The organism is Yersinia sp. 2541 StPb PI (assembly GCF_052217145.1).
Taxonomy (GTDB): Bacteria; Pseudomonadota; Gammaproteobacteria; order Enterobacterales; family Enterobacteriaceae; genus Yersinia; species Yersinia enterocolitica_E.
In genome coordinates, this window is record NZ_JAZGQB010000001.1 from 4505975 (window position 1) to 4530793 (window position 24819).

Sequence of the window (24819 nt, forward strand, 5' to 3'; positions counted from 1 at the left end):
TGCCCAATATGACGGAACAAAATACCCCATCCGCACCAGTGGAAGAGACAACCACTGCGGTTGAGAGGCACCAACAGCCAGAACCTGAAGGCCGCCGGGAGAAACGAACCGGCCCAATTCTGGGTGCCATTGCTATTGCATTGGCTATCGCGCTGGGTGCCGGGCTTTATTATCACGGACAGCAGCAGGCTCAGTTACAAGATGTGGCGAATATCGCGCTACAAGAACAGTTGGCTGAACTAAAACAGAGCCAATTGCAGGAAAAACAGCAGCTTGAGTCATTACTACAACAGCAAGGCAAAGCGCTGGAAGCAGCAGATCGTCAGCAAACCTCGTTGATCCGCCAACTTAATGAATTACAGGAAAAAGTCGCTACTATTTCGGGTAGCGATGCCAAAACATGGCTACTGGCCCAGGCGGATTTTCTGGTGAAAATGGCGGGGCGCAAACTGTGGAGTGATCAGGATGTCGCCACCGCAGCGACTTTACTGAAAAGTGCCGATGCCAGTCTGGCTGACATGAATGACCCAAGTCTTATCGACGTACGCCGCGCACTCACCGAGGACATCAGTACCCTTTCGGCGGTAAGCCAGGTGGATTTTGACGGCATTATCCTCAAACTGAATCAGCTGTCGAATCAGGTGGATAATCTACGTTTGGCTGATAATAATACCGATGATTCGCCGATGGATGCCGATAGCGATGAGCTGTCCAGTTCATTAGCCGAATGGCGTCAGAATCTGACCAAAAGCTGGCACAGTTTTATGTCTGATTTTATTACTATCCGCCGCCGTGATAGTAGCGCAGAGCCACTGCTGGCACCGAATCAGGATGTTTATTTACGCGAGAATATTCGCTCCCGCTTGCTGGTCGCGGCTCAGGCAGTCCCTCGCCATCAAGACGAAGTGTACAAACAGTCACTGGAGACTATCTCCACTTGGGTTCGCGCTTATTTCGATGTGAATGACCCGAGCACCAAAGCTTTTCTGGATGAGTTAGAGAGCCTGAGTCAACAGTCAATCTCAATGGACGTACCTGATCAATTGAAGAGCCAGCCAATGCTGGAAAAATTGATGCAAACCCGGGTTCGTAACTTACTGGCACAACCGCCAGTTGCCGCTCAGGGGGAATAAGTATGCTGCGAGTTTTACTGTTATTCCTTATCCTGACCGCTGGCATCGTCCTCGGCCCCATGTTGGCTGGGCACCAAGGCTATGTATTGATTCAAACTGACAACTATAACGTTGAGACCAGCGTGACCGGTCTGGTGATTATATTGGTGCTGGTATTGGTCGCGTTCCTTATCATTGAATGGATACTGCGCCGTATTTTCCGCACCGGTGCCCGTACCCGTGGTTGGTTTATGGGCCGCAAACGCACCCGCGCTCGTAAGCAAACCAAAGCTGCATTGATCAAACTAGCCGAAGGGGATTTCAAGCAGGTTGAAAAGTTGCTCACCCGTAATGCCGATCATGCTGAACAACCGATGGTAAACTACCTGCTGGCTGCGGAAGCTGCCCAACAGCGTGGCGATGAATTCCGTACCAATCAATACCTGGAACGAGCAGCAGAAGTTGCTGATACAGATCAGTTGCCGGTAGATATCACCCGAGTGCGCATTCAACTGGCGCAAGGCCACGTTCATGCGGCCCGCCATGGGGTGGATCGTTTATTGGATCAAGCTCCACGTCACCCAGAAGTGCTGCGTCTGGCTGAACAGGCTTTCCTGCGTACCGGTGCTTACAGTTCATTGCTGGAAATTTTACCCGCGATGAGCAAAGTGCAGGTCCATACGCCAGAAGAAATCGCCGCATTGGAGCAGCAAGCTTATATTGGCATGATGAATCAATGTATGGCGGAAGAAGGCAGTGATGGTCTGAAACGCTGGTGGAAAGATCAAAGCCGTAAAGTCCGCAATGAGATCCCGCTGCAAGTCGCACTGGCAGAACATCTAATTGAGTGTGACGATCATGATGTCGCCCAGCAAATCATTCTGGATGGCCTGAAGCGTCAGTATGATGAGCGCTTAGTACTCCTGATCCCACGCTTAAAATCAGGTAACCCAGAGCCGCTGGAGAAAGCATTGCGCCAGCACATCAAGCAGCATGGCGCGACCCCGCTACTTAATAGCACCTTGGGCCAACTCATGCTAAAACACGGTGAATGGGAGAAGGCCCACGAAGCCTTTAAAGCAGCGCTTGAGCAGCGTCCAGACGGTTATGACTATGCATGGCTAGCTGATGCCCTGGATAAACTGCATCGCCCTGAAGATGCAGCGCAGGCGCGTCGTGAGGGGTTACTGTTGACCTTGCGGCAGAATGGTGAATCGCTCTGACCATTAGCAAAACAGCAATCTAAAGGCTCCTACGGGGCCTTTTTTCTGCTCCTGATTCGGGGGACAAATCTGTCGGGAGTAGATTTGAACGCTGCTTGCAGCGGCCTCAACGAGGCGAGGCCCACGGATGGGCCGAGTAACTAGCGCAGCTAACAACCCCGCGGCTTCAAGTAGCAAAGAATACCCAAAGTAATTGGAGTTGCAGGTAGGCAGCCAGCAAACGCATCCCGATGAGCTTACTCAGGTAAGTGATTCGGGTAAGTATGCGCAGCTAACAACCCTGCAGCTCCAAGTAGCAAAGAATACCCAAAGTAATTGGAGTTGCAGGTAGGCAGCCAGCAAACGCATCCCGATGAGCTTACTCAGGTAAGTGATTCGGGTAAGTATGCGCAGCTAACAACCCTGCAGCTTCAAGTAGCAAAGAATACCCAAAGTAATTGGAGTTGCAGGTAGGCAGCCAGCAAACGCATCCCGATGAGCTTACTCAGGTAAGTGATTCGGGTAAGTATGCGCAGCTAACAACCCTGCAGCTCCAAGTACGAAGGGTATGCAAAAAAAAACGCTTGCCGGAAAGGCAAGCGTCTAAAATTTTCAGGTCTACAGACAACAATGTCGGCGCCTCACTCAACGTTATGCCCGGTATGTGATGAAGATATTCGACATCGTTTACATGGACAATAGGCACCCTAAAATCGGCTCTGCATCATCTCTGGGTTTATGAAGCTAATTTGGCTATAAACACCACGCTATCATAATAAGTGAGATGAGCATCTACAGGGTAGATATTGCACTTAGCGTGCCAACTCCATCTAACCGAGAGCAATTTCATCTAATTACCCGCAAGTAAGCGTTTAATTGACTGATAAATAATAAATTTATTTTCATCCTAATAGATGGTGCGATACAACGCACCAGCCATCGCGCGACCAATACTGTCTAAGTGATCTGTCGCTACAAAACGACGTTATACACTACCATTTATTTTCTTTATGTTTATCATAATCTTATATGTCTCCATTTGGAGACAAAGCCTCTGCCTTTTGTCGCAAAAAACCAACACCTATTCTTTTACCTGATAAATCACCAGTCTGGTCACCCTATAGGACTAATTTGATCAAAGGGTGCCAACAAAGGTTCTAATACAAGGAGGACAGAATGTGAGGTCGGATTAGCGACCGTCAATACAACAGGATGAAAAGAGAGGGCTATGATGGGGAATCGATATTATACCGACGAAAAAAAACCCCGCATTGCGGGGTTTCTTCTGAAATTGGTCGGCGAGAGAGGATTCGAACCTCCGACCCACTGGTCCCAAACCAGTTGCGCTACCAAGCTGCGCTACTCGCCGATTTCTTACTGTTGACTCTACATGGTCTTTCGACCTATGTCCATGTAAATATTAATGAATATCTACATGTTTGTGTGGTGCGAAGGGAGGGACTTGAACCCTCACGTCCGTAAGGACACTAACACCTGAAGCTAGCGCGTCTACCAATTCCGCCACCATCGCATGTTCCACAAAATTTGGGGTGGCTAATGGGGCTCGAACCCACGACAACTGGAATCACAATCCAGGGCTCTACCAACTGAGCTATAGCCACCATAACTTCTTTACAGCTTACTTCGTCGTACGCGGCAATCTTACCACCGCAGCTCTTGCACACAAAATTAATGGTGCGCCCGACAGGATTCGAACCTGAGACCTCTGCCTCCGGAGGGCAGCGCTCTATCCAGCTGAGCTACGGGCGCTTAGCGCCGTTGCGGGTGAGGATACTACGGTTTTAATACTTGGCTGTCTAGTGCTTTTTTAGAAGAAATGGTGTGTTTGCTTACGCTTTGCACACTCTGCCGCAAAAGTTAGCCATTAATAGCCCCCCCTTGCCTTGTTCGCTGGTTTTATAGACGTTTTATCCCCTTCATACTTGAAGCCGCAAGGATGTTCACTGCTCTCGGTACCCGACCCTTCCATGGACCGGGCCTCTACAAGACTACTTACTGCAAACAGCATTCAAATCGGTTCCCAGCAGATTCGTCATTCGCTTGCGGCCTACCTACAACGCCAATTACTTTGGAGATGTTTCAGCAACGTTGTGTTTATGCATTCTCAGTCCGAAATAACATGCCGACACCAATCCAAGGAAAATCACCCCGACTAACAAAGATAAACGGGTATCAGGGTTAATCCCCATCCCGACCAGTACACATATCAAGAAAGCGATAGTTAGATAGTTTACATACGGGAACATGATGGATTTAAACGGATGCTGCTTTAACGCTTCTTTATGTACCTGGCGGAAACGCAGCTGGCTAACGAGGACCACAAACCACGGCACCATGCCCGGTAATACACTGGCACTGTAAACATAGACAAACACCTGCTGTGGATTTGGAATAATGTAATTAAGGCTTGACCCCACCAGCAGACACAGAATCGTCACCGCAATACAGTAAACTGGCACACCGCTGGCCGACAGCTTAGTCAGGCAGGCAGGTAACTGGCGATTTTTCGCCAGTGCATACAACATACGCCCGCCGCTATACATACCGCTGTTACAGCCTGACAGTGCCGCAGTCAGCACCACGAAGTTAATAATACCCGCAGCTGAAACTATCCCAATCTTGGCAAATGTCAGGACAAACGGGCTGCCTTCCGTGCCGATACCATTCCACGGGAAGATAGTGACAATGACAAATATCGCGCCAACATAGAAAATCAGGATGCGCCATAAAATATTATTAATGGCTCGCTTTAATGTCACTTGCGGGTTTTTAGCCTCACCGGCGGTGATACCCACCAGCTCAACCCCCTGATAGGACGCCACCACAATACACAAAGCAAACATGAATCCTTTCCACCCGCCGGCAAAAAAGCCGCCATGGGCTGTCAGGTTATCAAAACCAATCGCTTGTCCGTGATTACCAAAACCGAAGAAGATAACCCCCAACCCCACCAGAATCATCACAATGATGGTGGTAACCTTGATCATCGCGAACCAGAACTCCAGCTCACCATATAATCTGACCGCCGCCAGATTAGCCAGCGCCACTATGGCCACCCCGGCAATCGCAGGTAGCCATTGTGGAATTTCTGGGAACCAAAACTGAACGTATACCCCAATCGCGGTAATTTCTGATATCCCTACCGCTATCCACATAAACCAATAACCCCAAGCCGTTAGATAGCCGAAATAGGGGCTAAGATACTTATGGGCATAGACGGCAAAGGAGCCGGCAACCGGCTCCAGATAAAGCATTTCGCCCATGGCCCGCATAATAAAGAATACAAATAAGCCAGCAATGATATAAGCCAGCAATACCGAAGGCCCGGCCCATTTTAGGGTGCTGGCGGACCCCATAAACAACCCGACGCCAATTGTCCCACCTAACGCTATCAGTTCGATATGCCGGGCTTCCAACCCACGGTGTAATCCTTTTTTCTCTTCGTTATCTGCCATATATCCTCTGTGAACTGATGATGTGTCTGCTCCGGCTTTCCCGGTTGTTTTTATTAATTAATCTATTGTTTTTATTAAAAATAGACGTTTTTCACACAAAAAAATCTAACGACTGCACCAACGTGTTCAGCCTAATGATGACTACTTTAATTTATGCAAGTTAACGAATAGGGAAACCACCCACAATAAAAGGCGATTATGAGCACATAACCCTAACCGGCCGGTATCCTTCCGTATCTGGGTCAGATTAGCAAACAGGAAACTAAAACTTTATGGAATAAAAATTAAAGAATCGATTCCAAAATGGAATTAAGGCGTGATGATATTGGTAGAAGGAATAAATGCGAGAGGTTTTATAACAGCAGGGTTGGTGAAACCCTGCCCAAAAGACAATATTACAGACGGCCGCTGTAATAATAACCAACAAACTTAAGCAACTTGAACTGACGCCGGATACGACTTGGTTGCGCCAGCAGGCGATAAAGCCACTCCAGCCCCATGTTCTGCCATATCTTAGGTGCACGTTTGACATGACCGGTAAAGACGTCATAGGTGCCACCAACGCCCATATACAGTGCATCGGGATAGAACTTACGGCAGTCACGCATAAACATTTCCTGTTTAGGCGATCCCATGGCGACAGTCACTATCGCCGCGCCACTAGCCGCTATTCTCGCAAACAGGGCTTCGCGCTGCTCTGGTGTAAAATAGCCATCCTGGCTACCCACCAGATTCACATTCCATTGCGCGCGTAATTTAGCTTCAGTTTCTGCCAACACGTTAGGTTTACCGCCCACCAAAAAGACCGGCGTCCCTTGCTGCCCGGCACGCTGCATGAGTGCTTCCCACAAATCTGCACCCGCTACCCGTGACAGCTTCGCCTGTGGGTATTTACGACGAATCGCACGCACCATACTGATACCGTCGGCATACAGATATTCAGCCTCGGTGATCAACTCACGCAACGCCGCATCATCCTCAGCTTTGAGCAGTTTCTCTGCGTTCATTGCCACCAGCGTTCCGGTCTTCACCGGGCCGCTGCTTAGCAAATGATCCAGCGTTTGAGCCATATCACGAAAGCCCCAAATCTCGAAACCACGGACATTATATTTTGGAATAACAGTATTCGGTTCCATTACGATCCTTACAGTTGGCGGCCCGTTTCAGGAGTGGATGAACGCTTCGGCTTGTTAACCCGACGCTGTAACTGTTGCGTTATCAAACCCGCGGTATCGAACAACCAATACAACAATTTTGCCAGTACCAGACAGGCACCAAAAATCACGCAGAAAAACACCACGCGTGACACAAACGAATCTAATCCTTCCCGTGCCAATACAATGATGTTAAATACCGCACCAAAACAGAAACTTTGCAGAATTGCCGCTTTATAACGGTTGTTTTCTGCTTTGCCTTGTTCGTAGAGCCAATCGAACCATTTAATGATTAATCCTACGACAATAGCACCCAGTGGAATAAACAGCACCCCGCCCATTACCACCAAAGAACCGATCAGGGTTGGAGAGATAGCCAGCCCGGAGTGATTATCCAGCACATCCCAAGTAAAGTAATTGGCGGTATTAAGTACCAAGTCTGGACGCTCCGGCCAAAGCGAACTGGGAATAAAGACATAAAAATCACGAATAATCGGTGCCAGCCCTTGGAAATCTATTTTGTCGTAGTTTTGTAGCAGCAGCCCTAGGTTTTCCCACGGCGAGAAGGTATCCCGTGTCAGGTAGAGGAAAGTGTAAAACGCCTCTGCGCCGTTCACATCCAAACCATAGCGTTTCAGGGCCAGCCAGAACATACCAACAATCCCAAAGACACCTGCCGCAGCCAACATCCACAAGGTTATCCAACCGCGAACGATACCGATAAACAGGAATAATGAGAACGCGATAATGATATTAGCGCGGGTACCGCCGACGATAACATAGGTCAGGATGCCAAACGCCACCGTGCTTGCCAGGAAGAAAAACCAGGCGCGCATATCTTGTTTCAAGAAATAGACCACCAACATCGCCGGGATAAAGAAGTAGAAAAAGCGCTTCAGTGCCACACCCGAAACATCACTGGAGAAGATTTTGCTGTAGGAATCGAGCTTAAACAACAGGAAACCATTTTGCATAAAGAAGATGCCGACAGTGCCAATAGCCACCAGTGCCAACAGTATCCAGGTCAGATTAGTTTCCACCCGATTCATGGTGAATACCGGCGCCCGTGGCTGGCTGCGCGGCTTAGTCAGGCGTGTTTTGTAACTCACATAATAAATGCCATAAAAGGCCGTGGCCGACAGCATTGCATACAATAAGTACTCAACCGGCACCACCGCGACCCCGAACTGAAACACCAGCATACAAGTCAATGGGAAGCCAAAATAGAAAGTCAGCAGGTAAAGCATTGAAAACAGCACATTGAAGTTAAAACGAACCCGCCGAAACTCCTGATAGGTTAATGTCAGGATAAAAATAACTGCCATCAGATAGACGCAGAAAAGACCACCAAATTGCCCCAGCGTCATGGGTGTTCTCCTGCGGCCAACGCCAGCGCCTGCTGCCAACCTTCGATATAATTTGGATTAAAGAAAGCGATAGATTGCTTATCCAGCCCGGCTAATTGGCGTTGTGCCTCACGGATCAACGGCTCATCCAATGAGTCACCATAGAAAAGTACCGGAATATGCTGCTCAGCCAAGTCTTGCCAGAAAGGGTTTTTGCGACTCAAGACAAAAGGCACACCAAATTGCGTTAATAAACATAAGGTGCCGATACCTTGCTGCCGATTAAAAATAAAATAGCCCAAATCGCATTCACGCAGGATATTCAGATAATCATCGAACGGGATCTGTTCTGTCAGGAGACGCAGATTTTCTGCGGCAAACAGCGCCAGCCCAGCTTGCCTGACCTGCTCGATATACAGCTCATTATTAGCCGGATACCCCATCGGCAGAATAACCCGGGCATCAGGGCCAAATTGCTGATGAATGGCCTGCAACGCCTCGATATGACGATTGGTGGTATCACCAGAGTTCCCCACCAGAATAGTCATCGGGCCAGCTAACGACTTTTCGATGTTAACCCCCGTCAATGCCGGATCCATACGGGTTGGGAAATAGAGCAACGATGCGGGCACCCGAGGATGACGCTGCTGAAAATGGATTAAGTCGCCACGGGTCGCAAAAACATGACCAACCCGCCCTTGAGCAATACGGCGCAATAGGTAAAACAGGCGAAACTTCCAGCTTTTGGCATCTTCATATAAATCAGCGCCCCAAATATGCCAGTAAACCTGGCGTGGCTTGATTTTGCCACTCAGTAGGGCCAGCCACAGGGTGGCATTAAACTGACCATGCCAGAAGAAGCGCGTGCTGCGATCAGCTTGTGCACGGGCGATAACCGCCTCAGCCAAAGCTTTCTTGCTGCTGTGCGTTTCGATATCCAACTGAGGGAATGACGAAAAGGGTGCTGTCTCTTTTGCCGCGACCATAAAATGCCGCACCTGTTCTATCGGCGCACGCGTTGCCAGCACGTCATTAAAGAAGCGCAGCACAGTCAGATTATGGTGCGGGATATCAGATCCCAGTACATGAATCAGGGTTGTCATTTTTTTCTACTGTAAAGAGTGTCTACGGTGATGAATGTCTACGATACATAATGAATACGCAGCTACAGAGCGCAAAATAGACGATATAAGTTGCCATATAGGCCTGTGCTGCACCTAAAGAGCCATTCATTGGAATTAACCAATGGGCAAACCCGGTCAACAGTAAGAACTGACTCACTTCCGTCAGAATGTAAAAGCGCAAAGAGGCTTTGGCAATCACCAGATAGCCAAACACATACGACCCGACTTTCAACACATCGCCCACCAACTGCCAGGCAAAAAGGTCACGCATAGCGGTAAACTGGTGCGAAAACAGCAGCCAGATAGCAAAATCACGTAACAGCCACACCATCAAACTGGCGGTCGCCACTGCCGGTAAGACAAACTTCAGTGAGCGCAGGATTTCACGAGAGATATCCGCTTTAGCTTTGAGCCTTGAGAGTGTGGGTAGCAAATAGACCGTAAATGAGGCCGTAATAAATTGTAGATAAGCATCTGAAATACTGCTTACCCCCTGCCAGATCCCGACGGCATCCCAACCATACTGATCTGCCAGCAAGTTACGCATCATCACATAGGCGACTGGCAAGGTCACTGAGGTAATCAGTGCCATGATGGTAAACTTACCTAAATGGCTGGCTAATGCCTTGTCCCAGCTAAGTTTAAGATAACTTAGGGGGATAGTCTTGCGGCGAATCAGCATGGCTGCCGCAGGTATCACCACCAGCGCGGGGACTAATGCCAACCCCACTAATGCGCCGGGATAACCGCCGATACGAAAGCAAAGATAATACGCCACGACACCAATCAGACTGCCGCCTATCACCGCCAGCGCATTACCCATGGCGTCGCGATAGCCTTTGAGGATCGCCAGAAACAGGTTAGCGTAGGCAATACCCATCTGGATAAGCGCCACTGCGCGCACCACATTCTGGTAATCCCCATGGCCGAATAACGCAAAACTAACAGGTTTAGCTGCCAGCAAAAAAATTAACGCCAGCAGAGTGGAGAACCCCAACACTATCGCTGAAGAGGTACCCAGCACCGCACGTAAACGTTCAGGTTGTTGATGATATTCAGCAACATACTTAGTAATACCGTTAAAGATACCCGCGCCGGAGAGCACGCCTAATACCGTAATTAGCTGGCGAAAATTACCTGCCTGCCCAACGCCGCTGGGACCAAAGGTCACCGCCAGCAGCTTAACCACTAACAACCCTACGCCGATTTTAATCAGCGTAGAGCCAGCAGTCCAAATCGATGCTTTTGCCAGAGACATATCAGGCGAAGAAACTCAGAACAGTATTAATGACCGTTTTCTGATTCACATCAGTCAGGTTAAAGAAGATAGGCAAGCGAACCAGACGCTCACTCTCCTTGGTGGTAAAGCGGTCTTCACCCGCCATACGGCCAAATGCCTCACCTGCCGAGCAACCATGCAACGGAATATAATGGAATACCGCCATAATCTCAGCTTCTTTTAAGTAGCTGATAAAATTAGAACGATCGTCAATATCGCGTAGTTTGATATAAAACATATGCGCATTTTGCACCACATCACCGGGGATCACTGGCAAATCAATGCGCCCAGCATCAGCCAACGGTTTGAAAGCATCATAATAGGTCTGCCACAGCGCCAAACGGCGTTGGTTAATCTGTTCTGCGGCTTCCAACTGGCCCCACAGATACGCGGCCTGTAAGTCAGACATCAGATAGCTAGAGCCGATATCACGCCAGGTATATTTATCGACCTGCCCACGGAAGAACTGGCTACGGTTGGTACCTTTTTCACGAATGATTTCAGCGCGATCTATCAGTAACGGGTCATTAATGAGCGTCGCGCCACCTTCACCGCCAGCCGTGTAATTCTTGGTTTCGTGGAAACTAAAGCAGCCGATATGGCCAATAGTCCCCAACGCTTTGCCTTTGTAGGTGGACATCACGCCCTGAGCGGCATCTTCTACCACAAACAAATTATACTTTTTCGCCAACGCCATAATGGTATCCATCTCACAGGCAACACCGGCATAATGGACTGGCACGATAACCTTGGTTTTATCGGTAATCGCCGCTTCAATCTTGGTTTCATCGATATTCATGGTATCTGGGCGGATATCGACAAACACCATTTTTGCCCCACGCAGCACAAAGGCATTCGCGGTGGAAACAAAGGTGAAACTCGGCATGATCACTTCGTCGCCGGGTTTGATATCCAGTAACAACGCAGCCATTTCCAGTGAGGCGGTGCAAGAAGGTGTCAGTAAAACTTTCGGACAACCGAAACGCTGCTCCATCCACTGCTGACAGCGACGGGTAAACCCACCATCACCGCATAATTTACCGCTAGCCATCGCGGCCTGCATATAACCAAGTTCGGTGCCTACTACCGGTGGAGCGTTAAATGGAATCATCTCATCCCCTGCATAACCAATACGCGGTGCTCTCAATAGCAGCACCACTGCGAATATAAAGACGTAAAGCAGCAATATTGCTCATCTGTGTGGCTACCCGTAATCGCTGTAACCCATGACTCTGGCACCACTGCTTTGCCGCCGACATTAACGATGAACCAACACCTTTACCCTGTGCCTCGGGGAATACCGCCAACAAGCCAATACGCGCACTGCCATCTTGCAAGTCTCGTAGCGTCACAAACCCCGCTGGCTGGCCCAACGTATCAGTCACCAATAAACATTGATGGTCGAACGTGCCCAATACGGCTTTTTCTGCCCACAATGCATAAAATCGGCCGCTGTCCTGCGGGTCATACCACGGCGCACGGAAACGACTTAATGCAAAGGCATTGGTGGCGACGCTGCGCAATTGCGGGATATCCGCCGCCGTTGCAACTCGGTGTCTGGATACAGTGACATCTGCCTCAGATAAAGCATTTTCCGTGCCAATTACATTTTTTACATCAATGGCTAACGAGAGATCGACTTCTCCTTCAACCAGATGGAAATCAAGTTGACCAAGAGAGTCAATGAGATCAAGGCGATGGGTAGGTACTTTAGCTTGGGTAAGCGTAAAAGCGTCCAACTCAGCCGGATTAAGCTGCGGGGCTGAGTCGGAGAAAATCAGTTTTGCACTGTGGCGCTGGAAAAATTCACTTTCCCAGTCCAAGGGCTCAATACTGGCGTGGACGGGCATGTAACAGATCCAATAGATATTTGCCGTAACCGGTTTTGGCTAGTGCAGTCGCCGCACGCCTGACACCGTCATCATCCAACCAGCCATTACGCCAGGAGATCTCTTCCAGACAGGCAATTTTGAAACCTTGACGTTTTTCAACGGTTTGTACAAAGGTACTGGCCTCAATCAGGCTGTCATGCGTTCCTGTGTCCAGCCAGGCAAAACCACGGCCTAAGAGCTCAACGGTTAATTCATCACGTTCCAGATACATCTGGTTGATACTGGTAATTTCCAGTTCACCACGCGACGATGGTTTAACTTTTTTAGCAAAATCAACAACTTGGTTATCATAAAAATAAAGCCCGGTCACCGCCCATTTGGATTTAGGCTGACTTGGTTTCTCTTCGATAGACAACGCGCGGAAATTGTCATCAAACTCCACCACACCAAAACGCTCGGGATCCATCACCTGATAACCGAAAACGGTTGCCCCTTTGGTCCTTTCCGCCACATGTTTCAGTTTCGGGCTAAAACCTTGACCAAAGAAGATATTATCGCCAAGAACCAAGCAGCAAGGTTCATTGCCGATAAATTCTTCCCCGATAATAAATGCCTGTGCCAATCCGTCGGGACTCGGTTGTGCGGCATAACTCAGATGAATACCAAACTCATCACCATTACCCAGCAAGCGCTGAAACGACGGCAAATCTTCTGGGGTGGAAATAATCAAGACGTCACGGATCCCTGCCAGCATCAGCACTGACAGCGGATAGTAAATCATCGGTTTATCATAGACGGGAAGCAGTTGCTTAGAAACGCCACGGGTGATGGGGTGCAAACGGGTACCAGAACCACCAGCCAGAATTATGCCTTTCATACGATCTCCTGAAACATACAATCTCCTGAAACCATCAGGCAGACGTTATACACAGGCAAAACATCATGCAAACTACTGGATGACGTCATCCCAGTGATTAATAGACTACGAACCTATCGTCAGTCACTTAAGCCCAAACGCTCACCGGCGTAAGAACCATCCTGAACCCGCCGCCACCACGATTCATTATTCAAATACCACAATACGGTTTTGCGGATGCCACTTTCGAAGGTTTCCTGTGGCCGCCAGCCTAATTCCCGCTCAATTTTGCCGGCATCGATGGCATAGCGCATATCATGGCCTGGACGGTCTTTGACATAAGTAATCAGGTCACGGTAATGCACAATTCCGGCCGGTTTGGCGGGGATAAGTTCATCCAGAAGTGTACAAATGGTCTCAACCACCTCAATATTTTTGCGCTCATTATGGCCGCCAATATTGTATGTTTCGCCCACCACACCTTCGGTAACCACCTGATACAAGGCCCGCGCGTGGTCTTCGACATACAACCAGTCGCGTACCTGTGCGCCATTGCCATACACCGGCAACGGTTTACCCGCCAGTGCATTCAGAATAACCAGTGGTATCAACTTCTCAGGGAAATGATATGGACCATAGTTATTTGAGCAATTAGTTACCAGTGTCGGTAGGCCATAAGTCCGCAACCAGGCACGAACTAAATGGTCACTGGACGCCTTAGACGCTGAATAAGGGCTGCTTGGCGCATAAGGTGTGGTTTCAGTAAACAGATCATCCGTACCATGCAGATCGCCATACACCTCATCAGTTGAGATATGGTGGAAGCGAAATGCTAATTTCGCCTCAGCGTGCAGTTGCTGCCAATAATGGCGCGCCGCTTCTAACAGGGTGTAAGTGCCCACCACGTTAGTTTCGATAAAGGCCGCTGGGCCATCAATCGAGCGGTCCACATGGCTTTCTGCCGCCAGATGCATCACCACATCCGGCTGATAGTGCGCAAAAACCCGATCCAATTCGGCGCGATCGCAGATATCTACCTGTTCAAATGCATAACGTTCGCTCTGGGCGACAACAGTCAGTGACTCCAGATTACCGGCGTAGGTGAGCTTATCCACCACCACTACGCTGTCTGAGGTACCATCGATAATATGTCTTACCACCGCAGAGCCGATAAAACCGGCCCCGCCTGTGACTAGAATACGTCTCAACGCCATACTCCTTTGGTGTCAACAATCCACGATTGCTTCACATCTTCAGGTTTAATTGCTTTGAATTGGCGGTGATCGACCAACATCACCAGCACATCCGCTTGCTGCAACGCAGTCGCGGTGTCTTTCAGTGTCACGTGACCTGCCAGTGATTTTGGCAGTTGCTCAACATTAGGTTCAACTACCAATGTTTCGCCGATATGCCATTCGGCGATCAAATGGGCAATTTCGACTGCCGGGCTTTCACGCAGGTCATCAATATTGGGTTTAAATGCCAAGCCAAAGCAGGCAATTTTTACTTCAGAGGCGCGCTTATTGGTGGCAGCCAAACAATCAGCAACGGCGGCTTTAACCCGATCCACCACCCACAATGGTTTGCCGTCATTCACCAAACGTGCCGTGTGGATCAAGCGTGCCAATTGTGGATTCTGTGAAACGATAAACCATGGATCAACCGCGATACAGTGACCGCCCACACCTGGACCTGGCTGCAAAATATTCACGCGTGGGTGACGGTTCGCCAGGCGAATCAGTTCCCACACATTGATGCCCTGCTCATCACAAATCAGTGACAACTCATTGGCAAAAGCAATGTTAACGTCACGGAAGCTGTTTTCAGTCAGCTTACACATCTCAGCGGTGCGGGAGTTAGTCACCACACATTCGCCTTCGAGGAAAATTTTATATAACTCGCTGGCGCGGGCAGAGCATTTCGGCGTCATGCCACCGATAACGCGGTCATTCTGAATCAGTTCGACCATGACCTGACCAGGTAACACACGTTCAGGGCAGTAGGCGATGTTGATATCAGCATCTTCACCGGCTTGCTGTGGGAAGCTCAGATCCGGGCGCACTTCAGCCAGCCATTGGGCCATTTGTTCAGTCGCACCAACTGGAGAGGTGGATTCCAGAATGACCAGATCACCTTTTTTCAATACTGGGGCGATAGATTTAGCGGCTGATTCAACATAAACCATATCCGGTTCGTGATCGCCTTTAAACGGTGTCGGTACGGCAATAAGAAACGCATCAGCTGCCAGCGGTTTGGTCACCGCTTGCAGGTAACCGCCTTCAACAGCAATCTTCACCACTTTATCTAAATCCGGCTCCACGATATGGATAGCACCGCGATTAATGGTTTCAACAGCATGGGCGTTGACATCAACCCCAATCACTTTCTTCTTGCGCGACGCGAAAGCAGCAGCAGTTGGCAGACCAATGTACCCAAGACCGATAACAGAAATAGTTTCAAAACTCATAACGTCACCTGATGATTCTTTAAAGCTTCAAGGATGCGTTGACAGGCATGCCCGTCACCGTAAGGATTATGCGCCCGTGTCATTTGATGATAGGCAGTTTCATCAGTGAGCAAGCGGGTCACTGCATCGACAATTTTATTAATATTAGTGCCAACCAACAGAACCGTACCGGAATCGACTGCTTCCGGGCGTTCGGTGGTATCACGCATCACCAGCACCGGCTTACCTAATGAAGGCGCTTCTTCCTGAATACCGCCAGAATCGGTCAGGATCAGGTAAGCGTGGTTCATCAGATAAACGAATGGCAAGTAATCTTGCGGGTCAATCAGAATGATATTATCAATACCCTTCAAGATACGATTGACCGGCTCACTGACATTCGGGTTGAGATGCACCGGATAAACCACCTGCACCTCGGGGTGCTTAAGGGCAATTTCAGCTAACGCACTGCAAATCCGCTCAAAACCACCACCAAAGCTCTCACGACGGTGACCCGTGACCAAAATCATCTTCTTACTGGTATCAAGGAACGGGTAGCGTTGCGCCAGGCTGGAGCGTAACTCCGGGTTATTCATCACCCGATCCCGCACCCAGAACAGCGCATCGATCACCGTATTGCCGGTGACAAAAATGCGGTTCGCCGGTACCATCTCACGGAGCAGGTTTTGGCGGGAATTCTCGGTCGGCGCGAAATGGTACATAGCAAGATGCCCCGTCAGTTGACGGTTGGCCTCTTCCGGCCACGGAGAATAGAGATTCCCTGTGCGCAATCCAGCCTCGACGTGGCCGACAGGAATACGGTGATAAAATGCTGCCAGGCTGGTTGATAGTGTCGTGGTCGTATCGCCATGAACCAAAATAACGTCTGGCTTAAATTCTGCTAGAACAGGCTTTAACCCTTCCAAAATACGGCAGGTTATTTCCGTCAATCCCTGTCCCGGTTTCATGATATTTAAATCATAGTCCGGTTGAATCTCAAATAAGCGTAACACTTGATCCAGCATCTCGCGATGCTGGGCCGTCACGCAGACTCTCGATTCAAAGGCTTCATCCTGAGCCAAGGCATGCACCAGAGGAGCCATCTTAATGGCTTCAGGCCGGGTGCCAAAAACAGTCAACACTTTCACAGTGAATCTCTTTAAGGTCAGTTAGCCGCAGACAACGCCTGCAAGTTGGGCGCACAATGCGCCCATTAACGATTTATACTCTTTTTACCTGGCGCTGCTACATGGCCGTTTTACCCGACGGCAACGCCAATGAATTACGCTGGTATACTGGTACGACGAACCAACACCACCCCAGCCCCAACCAGTGCACCAATCGCACCCCACATAATCAGCAGGAAAATACGGCGCGGACTATCACGGGTAACTGGATCTTCCGGTGTACGTAAGTAGCGATATGTCTGGAACGTTTTATCCAACGTTGGACCGACGTTCAATGTTGCCAGCATGGCACGGTTCTGATCGTAATCAATATCAAAACTTGGTCCGGTAGCCTGTAATGTTTCCAAACGGGCTTCAAGCATCGGTTTACCCAGCATAAACATCTTGGAATCTGGTAACTGCTCTGCCGGAGTATCTGTTTGGTTTCGGTTAATTCCTTGCTGACCTGCGACTTTCAATGCTTGCTTAACTGCCGTCACTTCACGATCAAACACCGCTTGAGCGACCGCTTCTTGCCGTTTAACTTGTGCTTTCATCGATTGAGTACGAGCCGCCCATGCCCCTTGAATCTCATCATTCAAATGGCTAGCTGCACGCTGACTGGCAAAATCAATATAACCACGGAGTAATTTATTGGAATCACTGGCCGTTTCTGCCGTCAATTTAATGCTGTCATTCAGCATTTTCTTGTCATCGCGTGGGGTGAAAACAATATTGTTTATCAGCTCATCCAGTAATGCGGCATCAGCCTTGGCATCACCTTCCAGACGCTGTTTGTAGTAATCACTTTGCAGCCAGAAATCACGACGGGTATCGTAAGCCGCAAGTTGGGTAATAAACTCACCATAAGCTTCGTCAGAGATACCGGGTTGCTCACTGGCAACTCCGCTATTGATGCGAGTATCCAGATTACGTAAAAACTGCTGCTGAGAATAAAAACCACCCAAATTATTGACTGTTGGCCGGTCAGTAATGGCTGTTGCACTCCACTGTTGTTTCACCAGATAGGAAACACCCAGCGCGATTGCAGCAAAAAGAATTGCCATACCGATAATCCACACCTTACCGCGCCAAAGAGTACGGAACAGGCTGCGGATATCTAATTCGTTATCCACAGTAGGCTCATTATGGGTAGACCCTGTTTTATCAGTCGACATCGATTCTGGTTTCATCACTGCCTAAAAGCCTCAGGTTAAGATTCATGCTTATTTTGCGATGCACGACGCATCCGACGCTTCATCCGTTTGATAAAACGTGCCACACGCCATGCTCGTTTAATGCAGTAGCCATACAACAGAAATGCAAGCAAGAATAATGCCAACATCACCCATTCAGGGACAAATGTCAGCCTTTCGCCAATAACACCAATCGCCGCTAACAACGCTGCCGCCAGTGTAATTAAGACAAATGCCTGCCGTGAGGTAAAACCGGCACGCATAATCAAGTGGTGGATATGTTGACGGTCTGGTGAGAAAGGACTCATTCCTTTACGTAAACGTCGGTACATGATGGCAATCATATCCATCAATGGAATTGCAATAATCCATAATGCAGTCACCGGGTTAATCGGATGGGAATTCCCTTGTGTGGTTTGCAGCAACATCCAAATAGCGGTGAAGCCAATTAGCGTACTGCCCGCATCACCCATAAAGACTTTATAGCGACGCCCTAATAACCCAAGGTTTAACAGAATATAAGGCAAGATAGCGGCTATCATGGCAAAGCACCATAATGCCAATGCCATCAGCCCGCTTTGATACAATAGAATACCCATGGCACCGAAGGAGACACAAGACAACCCCCCCAGTAAACCATCAATACCATCCACCATATTGAAAGCATTTATCGCTGCCCACACCGCGAACAGTGTGACGACATAGCCAAATGGCCCTAATGACATCTCCCACGGACCAAAAGCATGTCCCAGGCTCCGCAAATAGAGCCCTGCGACTACCATCATGGCGATACCCACCAATGCCTGAACAAAGGCACGGATTTTTACACTGATATCAAAGCGATCATCTAAAGCACCAATGAACACCAATAAACCGGCGCAACCGAGATAGAGTCGGAAATGAGGGATCTGCTGATTGGTTATCAGAAAGGTAAAACAAATACCCGCAAACACGGATATTCCGCCCACTAATGGAATCAACCCTTGGTGACGTTTGCGATAATTAGGTTTATCAACAAGTCCGATTTTCTTGGCAACTTTGCGAGCAACAAATAAAAATGCCAGAGAAAACAGGAATATAACAAATATCTCAGTACTCATAGTGAGTAAGTTCACGTTTAACCGCTCTCTGCAAAAATGATACGACAGCTTAGCATGCGGCTTGGCACATACCATGCCTTCCCCACGCTTTCAGTTATTTCCGAATATGATGACAGCCTTGCTTGTTATTCCCAACTCTATTTTTTGCTATTTTCTCATTGGTAATGAGAATAACTACCAAAATAGCCATAAATTATGGAATGCCCATCACTTAATGGATAACAAACCCAACTATCGTATATTCCAAAAGCAAAAAACGCCACGACTGTGCGTGGCGTTTTGACTGATTTTACTCGACTTACGAACGTCTCATATTATCGAAGAACTGATCGTTAGTTTTCGCTGTTGCCAGTTTACTGATGAGGAACTCCATCGCATCGATTTCACCCATTGGATGAAGAATACGGCGCAAGATCCACATTTTTTGCAGCTCTTCAGTGGTGGTCAGCAGCTCTTCTTTACGTGTACCAGAGCGGTTGAAATCGATGGCTGGGAACACACGTTTTTCGGCAATTTTGCGCGATAAATGCAGTTCCATGTTGCCGGTACCTTTAAATTCTTCATAGATAACTTCATCCATTTTAGAACCGGTATCAACCAATGCCGTGGCAATGATAGTCAGGCTACCGCCCTCTTCAACATTACGTGCAGCACCAAAGAAACGCTTAGGACGATGCAAGGCGTTAGCATCCACACCACCTGTCAGCACTTTGCCTGAAGCAGGAACTACGGTGTTGTATGCTCGGGCCAGACGAGTAATGGAGTCCAGCAAGATGATAACGTCTTTTTTGTGCTCAACCAGACGTTTCGCTTTCTCGATAACCATTTCAGCTACCTGAACGTGACGGGATGCTGGCTCATCAAAAGTGGAAGCAATAACTTCACCCTTAACCAGACGTTGCATCTCAGTCACTTCTTCAGGACGTTCGTCAATCAGCAATACCATCAAGACGCAATCAGGGTGATTGTAAGCAATGCTGGTAGCGATGTTCTGCAACAGCATAGTTTTACCCGCTTTAGGCGGTGCCACAATCAGACCACGTTGACCGCGACCGATTGGCGAGGCCAAATCAAGTACACGGGCAGTTAAATCTTCTGTCGAACCATTACCACGTTCCATGCGCAGACGAGAGTTGGCATGTAATGGGGTTAAGTTTTCGAACAGGATTTTGTTACGGGCGTTTTCCGGTTTGTCGTAGTTAACTTCGTTAACTTTTAACAATGCAAAATAACGCTCACCCTCTTTCGGCGGACGAATCTTACCGGCAACGGTATCACCAGTGCGAAGGTTGAAACGGCGAATTTGGCTTGGGGATACATAGATGTCGTCGGGACCGGCGAGGTAGGAGCTGTCTGCAGAGCGGAGGAAACCAAATCCATCCTGCAATATCTCCAATACACCGTCACCGAAGATATCTTCTCCACTTTTCGCGTGCTGCTTAAGAATAGAGAAAATAATATCTTGTTTACGCATCCGGGCCAGGTTTTCCAGCCCCATATTTTCGCCAAGTGTTATCAGATCAGAAACCGGCGTGTTCTTTAATTCGGTAAGATTCATAATGGTGGGTTCTTAAACTCGGGGTATGTCTCGAACTATGGTCGTGAATGGTATGGCAGCGTCATCCGTGCCTGTTTAATGGGACATTCAATCACCGGCCTTGAACAAACTACGCAAGTAATGACTTACGCGGGATTTGCGCGACACAACGGTCAAAAGATTGAAGGTACCTTAGACTGATTTGTAAAACCGTTAGACTGTCAAAAAACTGATTGAGTTCATAATCATTCTCAACACACATTATTTCGACATAGAGTAAAGCTTTAGATTCAAACTATTTAGGTGCTACAGACTATTTATTAGATGCTAAAGAGTAAATTAGATACTAAAGAATAAGCTAGATGCTATAAACCCGGACTCGATACACAGGAATGTTCTATATGCAGTAGAGTAAACTTAACACGCTTCTTTGCAGGCGTCTAGCGGTCAGTGTGAGAAATCACAACTGCCGCTAAACATACCCTACAGCCTTGCAGCCACAGCCGTGTTAGCCGCTATTACAACTCAGCCCATCCATGAACCTCACCTCGTTGAGCCCGCGGCAAACAGTGCTCAAATCTGCTTCTGACAGATTTGTCGCCCGAATCACTAACCTTAGTCAGATCATCGAAGTTCACTTGCTGCAACGCCAACGACTTTGGGTATTGACGGCTAATACCGCTTACAGATTTGCATCCAAGAAGGCTTTAAGCTGGCCTTTAGACAAGGCACCCACTTTGGTGGCCACTACTTCACCGTCACGGAATAACAACAGTGTAGGGATACCACGGATACCGTATTTCGGTGCCGTGCCCTGATTATCATCAATATTCAATTTAGTGATGGTCAGTCTGCCTTCATACTCTTCAGCAATTTCATCCAAAATCGGAGCAATCATCTTGCACGGACCACACCATTCAGCCCAGAAATCGACCAGAACCAGGCCGCTGGCTTTCAGCACGTCAGTGTCGAAGCTGTCGTCACTCAGGTGAATAATTTTATCGCTCATGTTCTACTCCAAAGGATTGTGTCTACCTCGTTGGTGTAGCATTAACCAACAATAGGATGACTTTATTTCACCGGATACGCTTTCGTAAAGCAATAGTTAGCTGATATTCTACCACACTATGAGCAAAACACACTTGACCGAACTGAAGTTTTCCGACTTCGCCCTGCACCCGCTAGTTATAGAAGCTCTTGAAAACAAAGGGTTTCATAACTGTACGCCGATCCAGGCGTTAGCATTGCCACTCACCCTCTCTGGGCGTGATGTAGCGGGTCAGGCGCAAACAGGTACCGGCAAGACGCTGGCATTCTTAGCGTCTACTTTCCATTATTTGCTTTCTCACCCGGCTGAAGAGGGTCGCCAGACTAATCAACCACGCGCATTGATTATGGCACCAACGCGTGAATTAGCAGTACAAATTCACTCCGATGCGGAATCACTTTCCCAGATGACTGGCCTGAAATTAGGCTTGGCTTATGGTGGTGACGGCTACGATAAACAGCTTAAAGTGCTGGAAAGTGGCGTTGACATTCTGATCGGTACTACTGGCCGTTTAATCGACTACGCGAAACAAAATTATATTAACCTCGGTGCGATTCAGGTTGTGGTCCTGGATGAAGCTGATCGGATGTACGATCTGGGCTTTATTAAAGATATCCGCTGGCTGTTCCGCCGTATGCCTTCCGTTGATAAACGTTTAAACATGTTGTTCTCTGCCACACTCTCGTACCGGGTACGTGAATTGGCATTCGAACAAATGAATAACGCTGAATATGTTGAAGTGGAACCGTTACAAAAAACCGGCCACCGCATTCAGGAAGAGCTGTTCTACCCTTCAAATGAAGAAAAAATGCGTCTGCTTCAGACGTTGATAGAAGAAGAGTGGCCAGACCGCTGTATTATTTTTGCCAATACCAAACATCGTTGTGAAGAGATCTGGGGTCACCTGGCTGCTGATGGTCATCGTGTTGGTTTACTGACCGGTGATGTGGCACAGAAAAAACGCCTTCGTATTCTGGAAGATTTTACCAAAGGTGATTTGGATATTCTGGTTGCTACCGATGTTGCCGCCCGTGGCTTGCACATTCCACTGGTCACCCATGTGTTCAACTATGACCTACCTGACGACTGTGAAGACTATGTTCACCGCATTGGCCGTACCGGTCGTGCTGGCGAAAGTGGTCATTCTATCAGCCTGGCATGTGAAGAGTACGCGTTAAACTTACCGGCTATCGAGACCTACACCGGTCATAGCATTCCGGTAAGCAAATATAATAGCGATGCGCTATTAACTGATTTGCCGGCGCCAAAACGTCTGGCCCGTACCCGTACCGGGAATGGTCCACGCCGTAACTCTGCCCCACGTCGCAGTGGTGCACCACGGAATAACCGTAAGCGACCGAGCTGATAAATGATGCTAAGTTCCACCTCACTTTATGCTGCCATCGATCTTGGCTCCAACAGTTTCCATATGTTGGTAGTACGTGAGGTGGCAGGCAGTATCCAGACGTTGGCCCGAATCAAGCGGAAAGTCCGTCTGGCTGCGGGTCTGGATAGTCAAAACCATTTATCACAAGAAGCGATGGAACGCGGCTGGCAATGTCTGAAGCTCTTTTCAGAACGTTTGCAGGACATTCCTTTGGACCAGATCCGGGTGGTTGCAACTGCAACCCTGCGTCTTGCCTCAAATGCTGAAGAGTTCCTGCAAACTGCAATCGACATTCTTGGTTGTCCGATTCAGGTCATCAGTGGCGAAGAAGAAGCTCGTCTGATTTATCATGGTGTGGCACATACCACCGGTGGGCCGGAGCAGCGGCTGGTGGTGGATATCGGCGGTGGTAGCACCGAACTGGTCACCGGCAATGGTGCTCAAGCGAACATTCTCGTCAGTTTATCAATGGGTTGCGTCACCTGGCTGGAACGTTATTTTAGCGATCGCAATCTGGCAAAAGACAATTTTGAGCGTGCGGAACTGGCTGCTCGTGAGATGATCAAACCGGTCGCGAAACGTTTTCGTGACCATGGCTGGCAAATTTGTGTTGGAGCATCGGGTACGGTTCAGGCCCTACAAGAAATTATGGTTGCTCAGGGCATGGATGAACTGATCACGCTGGCCAAATTACAACAGCTCAAGCAGAGAGCCATTCAGTGCGGCAAGTTGGAAGAACTGGAGATTCCCGGTTTAACACTAGAGCGAGCGCTGGTTTTCCCCAGTGGTTTGTCTATCTTGATTGCGATATTTCAGGAACTGGCAATTGACAGTATGACACTGGCTGGCGGCGCGCTGCGCGAAGGGCTAGTCTACGGCATGCTTCATTTACCGGTCGAGCAAGATATTCGTAGCCGGACAGTGCGCAATTTGCAGCGCCGTTATTTACTCGATATCGAACAAGCCAAGCGCGTGAGCAAGTTGGCCGATAATTTTTTGCTACAGGTAGAAAAAGAGTGGCAACTCGATAGTCGATGTCGGGAGTTATTGCAAAATGCCTGTTTGATTCATGAAATTGGTCTAAGTGTCGATTTTAAACATGCTCCCCAACATGCTGCTTATCTGATCCGCAATCTAGACCTACCCGGTTTTACCCCCGCGCAAAAGCTATTACTGTCCGCATTGTTGCAAAACCAGAGTGATACTCTCGATTTGTCCCTGTTGAATCAGCAGAATGCATTGCCGGTGAATATGGCACAGCATCTGTGTCGAATCCTGCGTCTGTCGATTATTTTCTCCAGCCGTCGGCGGGATGATACCTTACCAGCCGTCAGGCTTCGGGCCACGGGCGAGGCTCTTTATGTGCTGCTACCCCATGGCTGGTTACAACAGCACCCTTATCGAGCAGAGGCGCTGGAACAGGAAAGCCATTGGCAAAGCTATGTCCAATGGCCACTGTCATTAGAAGAACTTAATTAAATTCTTTGCTGTTGGGCGGCCTGGGTCGCCCTATCCCCTTATCCTTCACACTGAAATCTCTACAAAACCATCAGATTGT

At 48.6% G+C, this 24819-nt stretch carries 19 protein-coding genes and 4 tRNA genes; 4 read left to right on the top strand and 19 right to left on the bottom strand.

What is annotated here, in order from left to right:
* The first annotated feature begins 8 nt into the window (after nt 1-8).
* Entirely contained in the window at nt 9-1133 is a 1125-nt protein-coding gene (gene hemX / locus V1953_RS20235) for a uroporphyrinogen-III C-methyltransferase (protein ID WP_083161894.1), read from the top strand.
* Nucleotides 1134-1135: 2 nt separating this feature from the next.
* Nucleotides 1136-2335 carry a protoheme IX biogenesis protein HemY gene (gene hemY / locus V1953_RS20240; RefSeq protein ID WP_083161892.1) on the top strand — a complete coding sequence of 400 codons (1200 nt, stop codon included), beginning with the start codon at nt 1136-1138 and terminating at the stop codon, nt 2333-2335.
* Nucleotides 2336-3606: 1271 nt separating this feature from the next.
* Here the strand turns inward: hemY and V1953_RS20245 are convergent.
* The 19 genes from V1953_RS20245 to trxA form a co-directional block, all read right to left on the bottom strand.
* Nucleotides 3607-3683, bottom strand: a tRNA-Pro gene (locus tag V1953_RS20245).
* Nucleotides 3684-3758: 75 nt separating this feature from the next.
* Nucleotides 3759-3845: transfer RNA gene (locus tag V1953_RS20250), tRNA-Leu, on the bottom strand.
* Between the two features lie 15 nt (nt 3846-3860).
* A tRNA-His gene (locus V1953_RS20255) sits at nt 3861-3936 on the bottom strand.
* A gap of 71 nt (nt 3937-4007) precedes the next feature.
* Nucleotides 4008-4084, bottom strand: a tRNA-Arg gene (locus V1953_RS20260).
* A gap of 314 nt (nt 4085-4398) precedes the next feature.
* Nucleotides 4399-5790 (bottom strand): bifunctional threonine/serine APC transporter ThrP, encoded by a 1392-nt coding sequence (thrP, locus tag V1953_RS20265; RefSeq protein ID WP_083161890.1) that lies wholly within the window; start codon nt 5788-5790, stop codon nt 4399-4401.
* 395 nt (nt 5791-6185) lie between these two features.
* Nucleotides 6186-6926, bottom strand: coding sequence for a lipopolysaccharide N-acetylmannosaminouronosyltransferase (gene wecG, locus V1953_RS20270; RefSeq protein ID WP_420073279.1), 741 nt, complete (start codon nt 6924-6926; stop codon nt 6186-6188).
* Between the two features lie 8 nt (nt 6927-6934).
* Nucleotides 6935-8311: an ECA oligosaccharide polymerase gene (gene wzyE, locus V1953_RS20275; RefSeq protein ID WP_083161886.1), complete on the bottom strand. Its 1377-nt coding sequence runs from the start codon at nt 8309-8311 to the stop codon at nt 6935-6937.
* A complete protein-coding gene (locus V1953_RS20280) occupies nt 8308-9393 on the bottom strand; it encodes a TDP-N-acetylfucosamine:lipid II N-acetylfucosaminyltransferase (RefSeq protein ID WP_083161884.1) in 1086 nt (361 codons plus the stop codon). Before V1953_RS20280 ends, wzyE begins: the two co-directional genes overlap by 4 nt.
* 22 nt (nt 9394-9415) lie before the next feature.
* Nucleotides 9416-10672: a lipid III flippase WzxE gene (gene wzxE, locus V1953_RS20285; RefSeq protein WP_083161882.1), complete on the bottom strand. Its 1257-nt coding sequence runs from the start codon at nt 10670-10672 to the stop codon at nt 9416-9418.
* Between the two features lies 1 nt (nt 10673).
* Nucleotides 10674-11804 (bottom strand): dTDP-4-amino-4,6-dideoxygalactose transaminase, encoded by a 1131-nt coding sequence (rffA, locus tag V1953_RS20290; protein WP_442851247.1) that lies wholly within the window; start codon nt 11802-11804, stop codon nt 10674-10676.
* Nucleotide 11805: 1 nt separating this feature from the next.
* Nucleotides 11806-12543 (bottom strand): dTDP-4-amino-4,6-dideoxy-D-galactose acyltransferase, encoded by a 738-nt coding sequence (gene rffC, locus V1953_RS20295; protein ID WP_442821369.1) that lies wholly within the window; start codon nt 12541-12543, stop codon nt 11806-11808.
* Nucleotides 12521-13402 carry a glucose-1-phosphate thymidylyltransferase RfbA gene (gene rfbA, locus V1953_RS20300; RefSeq protein WP_420073276.1) on the bottom strand — a complete coding sequence of 294 codons (882 nt, stop codon included), beginning with the start codon at nt 13400-13402 and terminating at the stop codon, nt 12521-12523. The genes rffC and rfbA overlap by 23 nt, the downstream gene beginning before the upstream one ends.
* Nucleotides 13403-13521: 119 nt before the next feature.
* Nucleotides 13522-14595 (bottom strand): dTDP-glucose 4,6-dehydratase, encoded by a 1074-nt coding sequence (gene rffG / locus V1953_RS20305; protein ID WP_442851248.1) that lies wholly within the window; start codon nt 14593-14595, stop codon nt 13522-13524.
* Nucleotides 14586-15848, bottom strand: coding sequence for a UDP-N-acetyl-D-mannosamine dehydrogenase (gene wecC / locus V1953_RS20310; protein WP_083161874.1), 1263 nt, complete (start codon nt 15846-15848; stop codon nt 14586-14588). The genes rffG and wecC overlap by 10 nt, the downstream gene beginning before the upstream one ends.
* Entirely contained in the window at nt 15845-16975 is a 1131-nt protein-coding gene (wecB, locus tag V1953_RS20315; RefSeq protein WP_083161872.1) for a non-hydrolyzing UDP-N-acetylglucosamine 2-epimerase, read from the bottom strand. The genes wecC and wecB overlap by 4 nt, the downstream gene beginning before the upstream one ends.
* A gap of 134 nt (nt 16976-17109) precedes the next feature.
* The gene (wzzE, locus tag V1953_RS20320; protein WP_193784859.1) at nt 17110-18186 is read right to left on the bottom strand and encodes an ECA polysaccharide chain length modulation protein; all 1077 of its coding nucleotides are present in this window, start codon (nt 18184-18186) and stop codon (nt 17110-17112) included.
* Nucleotides 18187-18206: 20 nt separating this feature from the next.
* A complete protein-coding gene (gene wecA / locus V1953_RS20325; protein ID WP_083164000.1) occupies nt 18207-19304 on the bottom strand; it encodes a UDP-N-acetylglucosamine--undecaprenyl-phosphate N-acetylglucosaminephosphotransferase in 1098 nt (365 codons plus the stop codon).
* A 283-nt stretch (nt 19305-19587) separates the two neighbouring features.
* The gene (gene rho, locus V1953_RS20330) at nt 19588-20847 is read right to left on the bottom strand and encodes a transcription termination factor Rho (RefSeq protein ID WP_004704159.1); all 1260 of its coding nucleotides are present in this window, start codon (nt 20845-20847) and stop codon (nt 19588-19590) included.
* 661 nt (nt 20848-21508) lie between these two features.
* On the bottom strand, nt 21509-21835 hold the full coding sequence (gene trxA, locus V1953_RS20335) for a thioredoxin TrxA (RefSeq protein WP_004714235.1): 327 nt from the start codon (nt 21833-21835) through the stop codon (nt 21509-21511).
* A gap of 118 nt (nt 21836-21953) precedes the next feature.
* Here trxA and rhlB point away from each other — a divergent pair, with 118 nt between their 5' ends.
* Both rhlB and ppx read left to right on the top strand, forming a co-directional pair.
* Complete coding sequence (gene rhlB / locus V1953_RS20340) at nt 21954-23240, top strand: ATP-dependent RNA helicase RhlB (protein ID WP_005190253.1); 1287 nt, start codon at nt 21954-21956, stop codon at nt 23238-23240.
* 6 nt (nt 23241-23246) lie between these two features.
* On the top strand, nt 23247-24740 hold the full coding sequence (ppx, locus tag V1953_RS20345; RefSeq protein WP_193784858.1) for an exopolyphosphatase: 1494 nt from the start codon (nt 23247-23249) through the stop codon (nt 24738-24740).
* The last annotated feature ends 79 nt before the right edge of the window (nt 24741-24819 follow it).

What these genes read in the sequence shown, in the direction of transcription:
- hemX (WP_083161894.1), top strand. Translation starts at nt 9, where the DNA reads ATGACGGAACAAAATACCCCATCCGCACCAGTGGAAGAGACAACCACT.
- hemY (WP_083161892.1), top strand. Translation starts at nt 1,136, where the DNA reads ATGCTGCGAGTTTTACTGTTATTCCTTATCCTGACCGCTGGCATCGTC.
- thrP (WP_083161890.1), bottom strand. Translation starts at nt 5,790, where the DNA reads ATGGCAGATAACGAAGAGAAAAAAGGATTACACCGTGGGTTGGAAGCC.
- wecG (WP_420073279.1), bottom strand. Translation starts at nt 6,926, where the DNA reads ATGGAACCGAATACTGTTATTCCAAAATATAATGTCCGTGGTTTCGAG.
- wzyE (WP_083161886.1), bottom strand. Translation starts at nt 8,311, where the DNA reads ATGACGCTGGGGCAATTTGGTGGTCTTTTCTGCGTCTATCTGATGGCA.
- V1953_RS20280 (WP_083161884.1), bottom strand. Translation starts at nt 9,393, where the DNA reads ATGACAACCCTGATTCATGTACTGGGATCTGATATCCCGCACCATAAT.
- wzxE (WP_083161882.1), bottom strand. Translation starts at nt 10,672, where the DNA reads ATGTCTCTGGCAAAAGCATCGATTTGGACTGCTGGCTCTACGCTGATT.
- rffA (WP_442851247.1), bottom strand. Translation starts at nt 11,804, where the DNA reads ATGATTCCATTTAACGCTCCACCGGTAGTAGGCACCGAACTTGGTTAT.
- rffC (WP_442821369.1), bottom strand. Translation starts at nt 12,543, where the DNA reads ATGCCCGTCCACGCCAGTATTGAGCCCTTGGACTGGGAAAGTGAATTT.
- rfbA (WP_420073276.1), bottom strand. Translation starts at nt 13,402, where the DNA reads ATGAAAGGCATAATTCTGGCTGGTGGTTCTGGTACCCGTTTGCACCCC.
- rffG (WP_442851248.1), bottom strand. Translation starts at nt 14,595, where the DNA reads ATGGCGTTGAGACGTATTCTAGTCACAGGCGGGGCCGGTTTTATCGGC.
- wecC (WP_083161874.1), bottom strand. Translation starts at nt 15,848, where the DNA reads ATGAGTTTTGAAACTATTTCTGTTATCGGTCTTGGGTACATTGGTCTG.
- wzzE (WP_193784859.1), bottom strand. Translation starts at nt 18,186, where the DNA reads ATGAAACCAGAATCGATGTCGACTGATAAAACAGGGTCTACCCATAAT.
- rho (WP_004704159.1), bottom strand. Translation starts at nt 20,847, where the DNA reads ATGAATCTTACCGAATTAAAGAACACGCCGGTTTCTGATCTGATAACA.
- trxA (WP_004714235.1), bottom strand. Translation starts at nt 21,835, where the DNA reads ATGAGCGATAAAATTATTCACCTGAGTGACGACAGCTTCGACACTGAC.
- rhlB (WP_005190253.1), top strand. Translation starts at nt 21,954, where the DNA reads ATGAGCAAAACACACTTGACCGAACTGAAGTTTTCCGACTTCGCCCTG.
- ppx (WP_193784858.1), top strand. Translation starts at nt 23,247, where the DNA reads ATGCTAAGTTCCACCTCACTTTATGCTGCCATCGATCTTGGCTCCAAC.